Origin of the sequence: Desulfitispora alkaliphila (genome assembly GCF_050433185.1) — a bacterium.
Taxonomy (GTDB): domain Bacteria; phylum Bacillota; class Desulfitisporia; order Desulfitisporales; family Desulfitisporaceae; genus Desulfitispora; species Desulfitispora alkaliphila.
In genome coordinates this window covers 37373-50436 of record NZ_JBNPXS010000022.1, presented here as the reverse complement: position 1 = coordinate 50436, position 13064 = coordinate 37373, and the positions used below count along the sequence as shown (strand labels likewise).

Annotated in this window: 13 protein-coding genes; 1 reads left to right on the top strand and 12 read right to left on the bottom strand. The window is 37.2% G+C overall.

Going from position 1 to position 13064, the window contains the following annotated elements:
* Positions 1 to 257: 257 nt before the first annotated feature.
* The 4 genes from GGQ84_RS09325 to eam all read right to left on the bottom strand — a co-directional run bounded on the left by GGQ84_RS09325 (position 258) and on the right by eam (position 4531).
* Positions 258 to 908: a hypothetical protein gene (locus GGQ84_RS09325; RefSeq protein ID WP_429161982.1), complete on the bottom strand. Its 651-nt coding sequence runs from the start codon at positions 906 to 908 to the stop codon at positions 258 to 260.
* Positions 909 to 927: 19 nt separating this feature from the next.
* A complete protein-coding gene (locus GGQ84_RS09320) occupies positions 928 to 2535 on the bottom strand; it encodes a Na/Pi cotransporter family protein (protein ID WP_429161981.1) in 1608 nt (535 codons plus the stop codon).
* 14 nt (positions 2536 to 2549) lie between these two features.
* On the bottom strand, positions 2550 to 3215 hold the full coding sequence (gene phoU, locus GGQ84_RS09315) for a phosphate signaling complex protein PhoU (RefSeq protein WP_429161979.1): 666 nt from the start codon (positions 3213 to 3215) through the stop codon (positions 2550 to 2552).
* A gap of 62 nt (positions 3216 to 3277) precedes the next feature.
* Complete coding sequence (gene eam / locus GGQ84_RS09310) at positions 3278 to 4531, bottom strand: glutamate 2,3-aminomutase (RefSeq protein WP_429161977.1); 1254 nt, start codon at positions 4529 to 4531, stop codon at positions 3278 to 3280.
* 225 nt (positions 4532 to 4756) lie between these two features.
* Here eam and GGQ84_RS09305 point away from each other — a divergent pair, with 225 nt between their 5' ends.
* Positions 4757 to 5746, top strand: a complete 990-nt coding sequence (locus GGQ84_RS09305; protein WP_429161975.1) for a 4Fe-4S binding protein — start codon at positions 4757 to 4759, stop codon at positions 5744 to 5746.
* A gap of 59 nt (positions 5747 to 5805) precedes the next feature.
* Here the strand turns inward: GGQ84_RS09305 and guaB are convergent, their stop codons facing one another.
* From guaB to GGQ84_RS09265, 8 genes are all read right to left on the bottom strand, one after another.
* A complete protein-coding gene (gene guaB / locus GGQ84_RS09300; RefSeq protein WP_429161974.1) occupies positions 5806 to 7257 on the bottom strand; it encodes an IMP dehydrogenase in 1452 nt (483 codons plus the stop codon).
* A 77-nt stretch (positions 7258 to 7334) separates the two neighbouring features.
* Positions 7335 to 7727 carry an FxsA family protein gene (locus tag GGQ84_RS09295; RefSeq protein ID WP_429161973.1) on the bottom strand — a complete coding sequence of 131 codons (393 nt, stop codon included), beginning with the start codon at positions 7725 to 7727 and terminating at the stop codon, positions 7335 to 7337.
* 89 nt (positions 7728 to 7816) lie between these two features.
* Entirely contained in the window at positions 7817 to 8239 is a 423-nt protein-coding gene (locus tag GGQ84_RS09290; protein ID WP_429161971.1) for a hypothetical protein, read from the bottom strand.
* A 62-nt stretch (positions 8240 to 8301) separates the two neighbouring features.
* On the bottom strand, positions 8302 to 8919 hold the full coding sequence (cobC, locus tag GGQ84_RS09285; protein ID WP_429161969.1) for an alpha-ribazole phosphatase: 618 nt from the start codon (positions 8917 to 8919) through the stop codon (positions 8302 to 8304).
* Positions 8906 to 10012 carry a threonine-phosphate decarboxylase CobD gene (gene cobD, locus GGQ84_RS09280; RefSeq protein WP_429161968.1) on the bottom strand — a complete coding sequence of 369 codons (1107 nt, stop codon included), beginning with the start codon at positions 10010 to 10012 and terminating at the stop codon, positions 8906 to 8908. The genes cobC and cobD overlap by 14 nt, the downstream gene beginning before the upstream one ends.
* Positions 10002 to 10916 carry a GHMP family kinase ATP-binding protein gene (locus GGQ84_RS09275; protein ID WP_429161967.1) on the bottom strand — a complete coding sequence of 305 codons (915 nt, stop codon included), beginning with the start codon at positions 10914 to 10916 and terminating at the stop codon, positions 10002 to 10004. Before GGQ84_RS09275 ends, cobD begins: the two co-directional genes overlap by 11 nt.
* Complete coding sequence (gene cobS / locus GGQ84_RS09270) at positions 10916 to 11662, bottom strand: adenosylcobinamide-GDP ribazoletransferase (protein ID WP_429161965.1); 747 nt, start codon at positions 11660 to 11662, stop codon at positions 10916 to 10918. The genes GGQ84_RS09275 and cobS overlap by 1 nt, the downstream gene beginning before the upstream one ends.
* A gap of 2 nt (positions 11663 to 11664) precedes the next feature.
* Positions 11665 to 13056, bottom strand: coding sequence for a cobyrinic acid a,c-diamide synthase CobB (locus GGQ84_RS09265; RefSeq protein WP_429161963.1), 1392 nt, complete (start codon positions 13054 to 13056; stop codon positions 11665 to 11667).
* Between the last annotated feature and the right edge of the window lie 8 nt (positions 13057 to 13064).

The window sequence follows — 13064 nt, the reverse complement described above, 5'->3', positions numbered from 1 at the left end:
CCAACTCTGTAAGTTGTTGATAAAAATTTTTACTGAAAATTGGCCTAAATAGTTGATGAAATGTGGAATTTATGATATCCTTGCCTTGCATTTGTATCTCCTTTATATTAGGGATTTGGGCAAGGACTACCCTTATCTCTATTATAAAGGATTTTTTTTGTGTTAGGCAGGTGTTTCCTCAATATTTTCAAGCTTTAGGTATTGACAAAGTTAGTTTTATTGTTTTGCAACGCTAGTGATATAAAATAAAAAATTGCCTAGTGTAAGTTTCTACAAATATTGTGAATGTATATTTTCCCTCTTTTTTTGCTCTCATAGGTGATAACGGTTGCATAATTGTCGGTAATAACTTCTCCGCACTTCAAGCACAATTGTTCTTCTTCCAAATATTCATTTTCGATATAATTAATTTCTTGGTAACCCCATTTTTGATAACTTTTCCAACAAGTTTTGCAATGTTTCTCTCTATTATCTTTGTCTGCATATACCCATTTGAGCAAATGATGTAAGCCATAGGCATACTTAGTGTGCTTCAAGTATTTTTCTGGTAAACCAAGGGATATAACGTGTTCTCTAAAGGAAACACTCAACTTCTCCTGCAAGGGTCCAGTTATCTTTCCAGTTTTCCAATTAAAGTTGTTGTCCGATAGCCATTCCCTCAATTGTTCAAATATATAGCTTGGACAAACTTCAATTACCTCTTCTCGCTCCACTTGCCAATCTTCTAGAACCCTCTTGCAAATCTTAATTATATATTTTTGATACTCTTTTTTCTGATACAGTTTATTACTTTGATAATATCTAATGGGAATTGTATCAAATTCGTATTTCCCCGTTTTATGACAGTATAAACCTATAGCTGTTTCTCCGATTAAACTCCCACTACCTGCATCATCAATTTGTATCATCCCAATCACCTCTAATGGCTTATAAATTCCCCATAACTGCTTGTGCAATGGAAACTGAGTGGGTATTAATTCTCAATAAATTATTTATTAAATCAAGGTGAATAGAACTTAAGTCAGCATTAGGGTTTTCACATCCCCTTTGCCTGATAAAGTGATTAAAGCGCAGACTTTTTTCTAACCTCTGTACTTTTGGGTTTGATTTAATAACCTGACTTGCCAATTCCACATCATCGTCAATAATACTCTTTAATGCGTCCTGATAATTCTTCGTGATATCATCTATCATTAAGTTTAGTTCTTCGTGTACTTCAGGTGACAGAAAAACTCCTTTACTGGACATTTTAGTTGTGAGCTTAGTAGTGTCGATAATTATGTCTCCTATATGTTCTAAGTCATTAGAGATATATAGAAGTTTAACTTCTCGCTCAGACTGGCTTGCAGAAAGATTTCTCTGGGTTACGCTGGTAAGGTAAGTGCTTATTTCCCTATGCAAAAAGTCAACCTTTCTTTCAATATCGCTAATATCCCTTACTATTTCTATATTCCTAGTCTTTATCAAGGGAGGTATATTAGCTATTTGTCTTTCTACTAGTTTACCCATATGTATTATTTCGCTTTTTGCCATATCTAATGCTAAATCTGGAACCTCTAGAACTCTTCTATCTAGATATTTAGCTACATCTTCTTCCTCTTCATCTTTAGGCATTAATTTGTTGATTAAATTAGCAAATACTTTTGTAAAGGGCAACAGCACAAGTGCCGTTATAATATTAAAAAAGGTGTGAGCGTTTGCAATTTGCCTAGCTATGTCACCGGATAAGGTAGTCATGTAATCGCTAAAGGGCAGAAGAAATGGCATAAATAATATAACTCCTATAACTCGAAACAATACCTGAACCACTGCAACCTTTTTCGCTTCCATATTTGAAGCCAGACTAGAAATCAAGGCAGTACTCGTAGTACCTATATTGGCACCAAAAACAATAGGTAATGCTGCCTCTAAGGAAATAACACCTTGCAAAGCCAAGTTCATAGCTATGGCGATAACAGCTGCACTACTCTGAATGACAGCAGTAAGTAGTGTAGCAACTATTAACATCAGAATTGGCCTTTCGTCTAGAGCGATTAAAATATTAATAAAACCTTCGTAATTACGCAAGGGTAGTAACGCATCAGACATTACAGCCATTCCGTAAAATAAAAAACCGAATCCTAAAACAGCTTGCCCAATATTTTTAGCTCTATCGCTGCGTCCAAAAATTCTAGCGATAGCTCCAGCCCCTACAAAGAAAAGTGCATAATCGGTGACCTTAAATGCTATTAACTGAACTGTAAAAGTTGTCCCAATTGCTGCTCCCAAAACAACACCTAGAGCTCCATTCATACTCAATAATTTAGCACTTACGAAGCTTACAAGTAAAACTGCTGTTGCACTACTGCTTTGTAGCAATACTGTTATGACAATACCTGTTATCAATGCTGTAAAACGATTGTCTGTAAGCTTGGCCATTACAATTTGCATTTTGCTTGCTGCTTCTTTTTGTAAGCCTTCACTAGTTAAGTGAGTACCATAGATAAAAAGCCCTAAACCTCCAAAAAGAGTTATTAAAATAAAAGTTAACTCCATTTTCATCTCCTACCTTATTTCTTAAAGGGTCTCCTCTCACCGCTCAATTGATATATAGTCATTTCTGCAATGTTTACAGCATGATCCCCTATTCTTTCTAAATACCGTGCAACTAGAATAAAACAACTAGCCTGCTCAACGTAATTAGCATTTGCCTTCATATAGTCTATCAATTCCTGATAGAGTTTGTGAAAAAGTCTATCTACTTGATCGTCTTTTTTATTAATAGTTAACGCTAGCTCTATATTATTATGCAAATAAGAATCCAAGCTTTCCTCAAGCATTTCTCTAGTCAATTCTGCCATCTTGGGAATATCTATTAAAGGCTTAAAGTAAGCACCGCTATCAGCTAATTTAATTGCAGTTTTTGCCACATTTACTGCTAGATCTCCTATTCGCTCTAAATCTTTTGTTATTCTCATAACTGCTGCTAATACTCTTAAATCTTCATCTAGAGGTTGCTGTAAGGATATTAATTCCAGCGCTCTCATTTCGATTTCGTAATCTTGATCGTCTATTTCATTTTCCAATTGGATAATCTGGTTTGCTTTGTCCTTATCCTGTTCTAAAAGCGCTTCTAGAGCTAACTTCAGTAGTTTGCTAACCTCACTTCCCATGCTGCAAATATCCTTTTGAAGATTTAGAATAGCTTTTTCATAGGTGTTTAACGGCCTCTCCATTAGTATACACCTCATTTTTTATAAGGCTTTTTAGAAAAAAAGCAGAGCATATTGCTCTGCTATTAGATTCCTTTTTTATTATCGTACTTAAAGACTTTATTTTCCCATGTTCTAATAGTAACATATTCATCCCCTTGTGAAATCATGTATTCAGGTAACATAGGTGTCTTGCCATTTCCCGATGGAGCATTAATGATATATGTAGGAATAGCTAATCCACTGGTATATCCCCTTAGGTTTTCCATAATTTCCAAACCCTCTTCTACAGTTGTCCAGAAGTGCTTAGTACCTATAACTGCTTTTGCATGGAAGATATAGTATGGTCTTATCCTCACTTTTAACAATTCGTGATTTAGCTTTTTCATCACATGGGCATTGTTGTTTACTCCGTTTAACAGTACCGCTTGATTACCCAGTTGTAAGCCAGCTTTGGTCAATTTATCAGTAGCTTCTAACACTTCTTTAGTAATCTCTGCAGGATGGTTAAACTGAGTATTTAGATAAACTGGGTGGTGCTTTTCTAGAATTTCACAAAGCTCAGGCGTAATTCTTTGAGGTACCGTTACTAGTGTTCTTGTTCCCAGCCTTTTAATCTCCACATGAGGAATATTGTCTAGCTCTGTCAAAATCCAGTCTAAGTTTGCGTCTGATAACATTAAGGCATCCCCGCCTGTTAACAGCACATCCCTTATTTCAGGATTTTGTCGCACATACTCTAATGCTTCCTCTAATTTTTCCTTTGGAGTCATTACGTCTGTTTCACCAATATTTCTTCTGCGCTGACAGTGCCTACAGTACATGGCACATTGATTTGTCACATTAATAATTAATCGATCAGGATACCTGCGCGTAATTGAAGGAGCTGGTGAAGTAAATTCCTCACCCATAGGGTCAGCTTTACCTACTACATCACCCATTTCATGAATACATGGGATTGTCATTTTTTTAACAGGACAATCTGGGTCTTCAGGATCTATTGTGGTTAGATAGTATGGTGAAACAGCCCATCTATATTCTTTTCCCACCTTCTCTATCTCTTCAAATTCTTGGTCAGATAGCTTTATAAATTTAGATAAGGTCTTGGCATCAGTTATTCTATTTTTCATCTGCCATTTCCAGTCTTTCCAGTCATCCTCTGTTGCACTGAAGTGCTCTAGAAGTTTTTGCTTCATTTGCTGAATTCTTTGATCATTTTTAAATCCTGTTGGAATAGTCTTAGAAGCTTCTAAATAATCTTCAATTCTACTTTTTAGTTCATCTGCCCTCTCTAAGGCAATTTCCCTTTTGTCTTCAACTGTTAACTCATTACTACTCAAAGTTATTCCCTCCTCATATATAACACAACAACTGTGACAGTTACATAAATTATATCACTTGCACCCACATTTTTCTAGGAAAAATTACTATGGGCTACTTGGGTGACTAATCTTATTTTGCCTTCAGACTAGAACTGTTATGCAAAATGTTATGTGACATAAGTCATAGTATTCAATGTGATTTTTCTGTATTTTAGAAACATATAACAAAATGGGGATGATAAAATGAAAACTAATTTAACTCTAATTCGGAACATTATTCAAATAGCTTTTGCGTTATTTTTACTCTATCTTGGTGTACAGTTTTACTTTTTTGTACTACACTTTGAAACAGGTGGTTCAACCCCATTGGTGCAACGCCCCCCTGGAGTTGAAGGGTTTCTTCCTATAAGTGCCTTAATGAGCTTTAAATTGTTTGTAACTACTGGTTTTATAGATCCTATTCATCCTGCTGCATTATTCATTTTTATTGCAATTTTAGTAACATCATTTTTTTTCAAAAAGGGGTTTTGTAGCTGGCTCTGCCCAATAGGTACCATATCTGAGGGCTGTAATAGGTTAGGTATTATGTTATTTGGCAGGACATTTAAAATACCTAAATTGTTAGATTACCCTTTGATGTCTTTAAAATATCTTATGCTTGGCTTTTTTGTTTTTGTTATTTTTTTTCAAATGAATAATTTTATAATATACGCATTTCTTAATGGCAACTACAACAAAATTGCAGATGTTAAAATGTTGTATTTCTTCACTAATCTAAGCTTAACTGCTGCCATAGTACTATCAATTTTGTTTTTATTGTCTATCCTTTTTCAAAACTTTTGGTGCCGCTATCTCTGCCCCTACGGTGCTTTACTAGGAGTTATCAGCGTTTTTAGCCCTACTAAAGTGACTCGCAATGAGAGCTCTTGTATAAATTGCGGGGCTTGTGACCGAGCTTGTGGCAATAGGGTTAATGTGAGTTCTTGCCAGGATGTGTCCTCTGTAGAATGTACCGGTTGTTTATCATGTATTGAGGCATGTCCTAAAGAAGATGCCTTAAAGCTAAAATTCATAGGAATAAAAGCCTTTTCCCCGAAAGTCTATACTGTGGGACTGCTAATTGTTTTCTTTGGCATTATTCTCTTTGCTAAAGCCACAGGTAATTGGGAAACTAATATAACTTATGAAGAATATATGTGGCTTATTGAACATGCTGATTACTTTAATCACTGATAACCACACATAATGAAGTGCCCCTCGTCTACTTGACAAGGGGCTCCTTTTATTATTAATTAAACAGTGTAGTTCGGTGCTTCTTTAGTAATTGTTACATCATGAGGATGACTTTCGCGAAGACCCGCACCTGTGATTTTAATAAACTGTCCATTATCTTGAAGATCTTTAATAGTTGCTGTACCACAATAGCCCATACCAGACTTTAGCCCGCCTAATAGTTGGTAAATAGTATCACTCAGCGGTCCTTTGTAGGGAACTCGACCTTCAATTCCTTCAGGCACAAACTTTTTAGTTTCTGACTGGAAATATCTATCTTTACTTCCCGCTTTCATGGCGCCAATTGAACCCATACCTCTGTATACCTTGTAACTTCTCCCCTGATAGATTTCTAATTCACCAGGACTTTCTTCAGTACCAGCCAAAAGACTACCTACCATTACCGCTGCTCCACCAGCTGCAATAGACTTAGTAATATCTCCTGAGTACTTAATACCTCCATCGGCAATTACAGGCACTCCAAATTTCTTAGCTTCTTGAGCGCATTCATATACAGCAGTTACTTGAGGCACACCTATACCAGCAACCACTCTAGTAGTACAGATAGATCCCGGTCCAATTCCAACTTTCACTATGTCTGCTCCCGCTTCAATTAAGGCTCTAGTAGCTTCCGGAGTAGCTACGTTTCCAGCCATAATATCTACGTTGGGGAAATGTTCCTTTATTCTCTTCACCATATCAAGCACACCTTTAGAATGTCCATGGGCAGTATCTACAGTTATCAGGTCAACCCCACTCTTTACTAGAGCCGACACCCTATCTAGAGTATCCCCTGTTACCCCCACTGCAGCGCCAGCCAATAGCCTGCCTCTGCTATCCTTTGCCGAGTTAGGATACTGTTTTGCTTTCTCTATATCTTTAATTGTAATCAAACCAGCTAAGTTACCTTCTTCATCTACCAAAGGAAGTTTTTCTATCTTATGTTCTTGCAACAACTCTTTTGCCTGTTCTAAAGTGGTTCCCACCGGAGCAGTAACAAGGTCTTCCTTGGTCATAACACTTTTAATCTCCTTAGTGTAATCCATTTCAAACCTTAAATCTCTATTGGTTAGTATACCAACCAATTTTTTGTCCACTGTTATAGGTACTCCAGAAATTCGATATCGCCCCATTAAGTCTAATGCATCATTAATACTATGTTCAGGGGATAAATAAATGGGATCGGTAATAACACCATGTTCTGAGCGCTTAACCTTGTCCACTTCCAAGGCTTGCTCTTCAATAGTCATGTTTTTGTGGATTATGCCTAGTCCACCTTCTCGAGCTATGGCAATAGCCATTCTAGCATCTGTTACAGTATCCATACCAGCACTCATGATAGGAATATTAAGTTTAAGATTTTCCGTCAATTCCGTTTTCGTACTTGTTGTGTGTGGTAATACTTCAGAATATGCCGGTACTAACAGTACATCATCAAATGTCAATCCAGTTTTTACAAATTTGTCAGACATTTTTCATCATCACTCCCCATAATTTTTTTAAAATTTATTTTATCACATATGTATACTTTATACTACCTATATCTAAATTATTTTATAAATATCTGAACCCTTCCTGTAGCATGCCAGTATCTAAGCCGATTTAAAAGCACCCGCTTCATCCATGACCTTGTTGCTGGGATAAGGCATGCAAAACCAAATACATCCGTGAGTAGTCCAGGGGTTAATAATACAACTCCACCTATTAGTATAAACAAACCGTCTAGTAATTGATCTCCCGGCATCTCCCCTCTCGCCATAGCCATTTGAATGTTTCGCACTGCTAAAAATCCTTGAGCTTTAGTTAATAATACACCGAAAGTTCCTGTCAAAAAAATGAGACCAATTGTGTAGAGGGTTCCAATTATTTTACCCAGTTCTATCAAAAGCAATAACTCTACCAAAGGGATACCGATAAATATAATTAAAAGTTTCCCGAACATTGCTAAGCCTCCTCATATAATCAGTAGAATTATTTTATCATTAGTTTGTATTTAGAGCAAATTAAAAACAGCCTTTGTAGGCTGTTAACTTAAAGCTGATATAATCTATTTCTTATGGGCATCCGCTTCCCCAGGTCATTAAATATTTTTATGTAAAACGAGTCTGTGTAAAAATAGCTGCGCCTGACCACATGAAATTCTAAACGCCCTGTTTTGGTTCTACCGATTGCAGTTACTCTTATGGTTCTGTACTTTAAATCCATGATATCAAAATTCAGCCCTACAAAGACAATGCTTTTACTAAAGTCTATTTCCCCTAATTCATCTATATTAACATTTCTGTGTGCTACAATTCTCCTCAATTCCTGCTGATTTAGCGCAACCTCTACAGTAGGTCTACTATTATAAGCAGATATGTCATTTAAAACTAAAACCCTACTGGGTATAAGGGTTAGATAAGTGACTAGCGGATACTCTAACACACTATACAAAACTTCCCTGGATATGGTCATGTAGGCACCCCTTCCCTAGTTCTAATTTAGTATATGTTCTTTTTAAGGAAAGGGTGAATTAGCTACCCCAAATGATTGCTGTCATTTAAGGTTACTACAACGGGGCATTGATCAAAAATATGAAAAATATTAATAGCTGTGTTATCCTGCTTAAAATTCCAGATCTTAGTGAGACTTATATCCAGTAGACCACAAATAATTGTTCTAATTGTGCCACCGTGGGATACTACTGCTATCCTCTTGCCCTTGTTGTCCTCTAGAATCTTTCCAACAAAATCACTAGATCTCTGCCTTAGATCAGTAAATTTTTCTCCACCTGGAATCAATAAATTCACTGGATCGCGGTACCACCTTTCTACCAAATCCCCATACTCATTCTGGATTTCAGTAAAGGTCTTGCCCTCCCATTCTCCAAAGTTCAATTCCCGCAAATCTGAGTTAACTATAACTTCTGCACCTGTTTCTAATCCAATTTGTTTGGCTGTATCATGGGCACGCACTAAATCACTTGAATAAACAATATCTACACCCTGTTCTTTCAATCTCTTTGCCACTAATTGGGTTTGTTCTCTCCCCACATCACTTAGTCCTACATCAGTATGTCCTTGATATCTTTGGGCTATATTCCATTCAGTTTCTCCATGCCTAATTAAATACAACTCAGTTTTACTTGATTCCACTATTAATCACCTCATTTAAAGCTGTTAACAACTTATTATTTTCTTCTCTCTTTTTAACGGCAAAGCGCAAAAAATTATCGTCTAAGCCAATAAAGTTATCACATACCCGAGCCATAATCCTATAATTAGCCAGACTTGTAGCTACTGTATGTGCACTGTGACCAGAAACCCTAACATCCACTAATATAAAATTAGCAGATGGCTTAAATGGCTTAAAACCAGTTATCTTTTTAAGTCCGTCATAAACAAACTGCTTCTCCTTTTCAATGAAACTTCGGGTTTCAGCCACAACACGGCTATTGCTTAGGCAGTAAACACCTGCTCTTTGAGCAAAATAATTTATATGCCATGGAGGCCTAAACTCTTCTAGCCTTTTAACCAGATTACTGTTTGCTACGGCAACCCCCAACCTCAACCCAGGTATGGAAAACATTTTTGTCAAGGACTTGAGAATAATTAAATTATCATCATCTTGTTTAAAAAGGTTTAAAGCAGTGTTTCTATCCTCTTCCCTTGTAAAGTCCAAGAAAGATTCATCCAAAACTAGTACTACCTTATTTTTTTTGCATTGTCGATAAAGCTCTTTTATGGTCTCTATAGGATGAGTGTTACCTGTAGGATTATTGGGGTTACATAGAAATAACATCTCATAACTATTTAAAACAGAGCCTATTTCCTGTAAACTCAACTGCCAGTCATCGTCCCCTTTGAGTATTAAATTGTCAGGTTCAACTCCGATGGTTTTACATGCTTTTTCATATTCTGAAAATGTGGGCTGGACAATTAGTACCTTTTTAGGTCTTAACCGCTGCACTATTGTATAAATCAAATCCACAGCTCCATTACCCGCAATAATATTCTCCCAATGGGTTTGATAAAGTTCAGCAGCCATAGCTTTTAGTTCAGTACAATCCGGGTCTGGGTAGTGCTTTATGTTTTCAAAGCTATTTATAATCTCCTCCTTTAACCCTGCAGGATACTTTAAAGGGTTTATATTGGCACTAAAATCAATTACTTCCTGTTCATGGTACCCATGCTTTTTTGCAAAGTTATATATATTGCCTCCATGGGGTGCAGTTTTTTCAAATCCCATACAGTTCAACTCCCTTTTCAACTTGGGGCGCTTTTATAATTTTTGTGCCTCCACAAGTCATTTCAAGTTCTATAACTTTTTCTGCTTGGGGAAAGTATTCTTTCAACGCTTTTACAGCATTACTCAGAGAAATTGCTTCTGGTGGAAACAAGAGACCTACCGCAGTTCCACTGTGAGCAACAGTCACCCCCACCGCCCCCAGTTTATAACCATAAGACAGAAGGTCGTCTAGATAGTGTTTATTTATGATTGTCTGATGAGCGTAGGCACTGATAGTGGCTCCTCTGCCAATAAGGGAGGCATTCCCCTCCCGAATCCCTCTGCTAATTAACTCTACGCTTTTTGCAACCTGTTCTTCTTTTTCCCCGTTCAATTTTTCTAAATCACTGCGTTTGTTAAATTTTTGTGTATTGACAACCCCTGGAAAATCTAAGGCAATTAGTTTTAACTGTGGGTTCGCTCCTAAATGTCTAACTTTATTCCCTTTTATATGGTTAAAGGCTGTTATCTGAGAGAATACTGAGCTGTCTGTGGGTTCAATTGAGATTGCAATTTTGGCTATCTGAGCTTCAGTTAACTTTCTTCTGCAAACCAAGGCTACTGCTTGACAGGTTGCAGCTATATCTGCGGTACTGCTTGCCCATCCCTTACCCAAGGGCAAACTGCTGGAAATCTTAACATCTAAACCCATACCCGAATACCCTAACAGCCTTAGGGTATTTTCTGCTGCCAAAAGTGTCTTTTTCCTGCCCTTTGGAAACACGGTTATTCCATTCCTGCCAGTAGATGCAACTGTTACAGTGGAGTAAAGATTTACTGGGCAACTTACTAAGATATCATCCCCCCTTAACACTCCTTGAACCAACTCTCCACAAGTTCCCGGCGACCTTACCACGACTTCCATTAAATCACCCTAATCAAAATATAAAAAAATAATAAAAATAAGACCTCTGTCAACTCACACACTGCACCGTAGGTATCTCCTGTCAAACCAGATAGCTTTTTGCTAATTTTAAAGTTCATAATAAGAACTGCCACCATTGTAATGGCAAATAAAATTATCCCCACTGTATTCAGTACAGCATAGGTCAATACTAATGTAAAAATTGTAGTAACCAAAAGTACTATGTTTTTATTGCCTCCAACAAAAAGTTTTCCTAAACCCTGATTTCTGGCATAGGGCCAACATAGCATAGAAACTACTATGCCGTATCTAGCAATTAAAGGCATTAATAGCACTGCCACAGGCAAGTATACAATTGGCATTGAGGCAATTAAAGAAAATTTTACTATTAATAGGGGGATTACAGCAGTTACGCTGTGAGCACCTACCCTACTATCTTTCATTATTTCTAAGATTTTTTCCCTTTCTCGGCCCGATAGTACTCCATCCATTGTATCCATAAAGCCATCCAAATGCAGGCCACCAGTAATATATATGCTTAGGACTATAAAGAGAGACGCCACTACTAATTGATCAATATAAGCCCCTGTTATTGTAACGTATCCATAAAAAATGACTCCAATAATTAATCCAACTAGAGGGAAATATAGAATGCTTTTAGCGAAAGAGTGCTTATTTGGATCAAAGTTAATATTTCCCAACTGGATTCTAGTTAAAAACTGAAGTGCCAATAAAAAATTTATCATGGCTACCTAATCCTTTCGCTATATTGGAGGCAGTTATTTACAAAATTCTCCGCCCAAGGAATACTATTGGACCAATGCAAGTGCATGTAAGAAGCAAGCAGCTTTTTTCTAGCATAGCCCTCTCTTGATACTTTTCCTGTCCTAATATTCTTAAGCTCATAGGCCCAAGGATATGCCTGGGGAACATTTTTTAATTGTGAGTAGTGAAACTCGTGTCCAACAACAGTTGTACCCACTTGGCCAATGATTGTACTTTCTAAGGTCTGACCTTGTCTATACCCCATAGCACAGAGCTTGTTCTTCATTTCTGCAGAACATGGAATAATCCCTACCATTTCAAAGAAATTGCTCTCAAAATCTTCGATTCCATGCATTAAATACAAATAGCCTCCACACTCAGCGTATATAGGCATTTCCTGTTCATAAGCTTTTTTGATGGAGTCTTTCATCTTCTGATTACTTGCTAACTGAGGTAAGAATAGTTCAGGAAATCCTCCTCCAATGATTAGACCCTCAACACCATCGGGCAGTTTTTCACCTCTTAAAGGACTAAAATATGTTATCTCCGCGCCCATATCAGCTAATTTACTTATGCCGTCCCAGTAATAAAAGTGAAAAGCTTCATCCAGTGCTACGGCAATTTTAACTTGTTTCGCTTTTTGTATTGGTCTGCAATTTTTCGAGTTAAGCTCACCCGACCTTTTCTCAGCCACTTTTTTAAGCCCGAGCAAATCCATGCTATTCTCCACCGTTTTGCTAATTAAGTTGAGTTTTTCCTTCTTTTGGACCTTAAACTGCTCTCCAACTTGAGGTACAAGCCCTAGGTGCCTTTCTGGCAGCTTAAAATTCTCATTCCTATAGATGCAACCTAGTACAGGAATATCTACTGTTCCCAGTGCTTCCTTAACTAAATCAAAATGGCGTTCACTGCCCACATTGTTCAGAATGACTCCCAATAGATCTAGATTTTTGTCAAATTGAGAAAATCCAAATGCTATAGCAGCAGCACTTCTAGCCATGGCTTTTACATCTAAAACTAAAACAACAGGAGCCTGTAATAGCTTTGCTATTTGAGCTGTGCTACCAGTATCATCTGCACCAAAGCGACCATCAAACAAGCCCATTACCCCTTCTATTATAGCTAAGTCTTTTCCCTTACTGTTATTTATAAAGGTCTCTACTACCGTATCTTTATCCATAAGAACCGTATCTAAATTGATTGACTTGTTGCCTGTTGCACTTGTATGGTACGTGGGGTCAATATAATCGGGACCAACTTTAAATGGCTGAACATCTATGCCCAGCCTTGAATATGCACTCATTAATCCCGTTGCAATTGTGGTTTTGCCAACACCGCTGTTAGTACCAGCAATGACTAGTTTGGGGATATTCATATGAAACA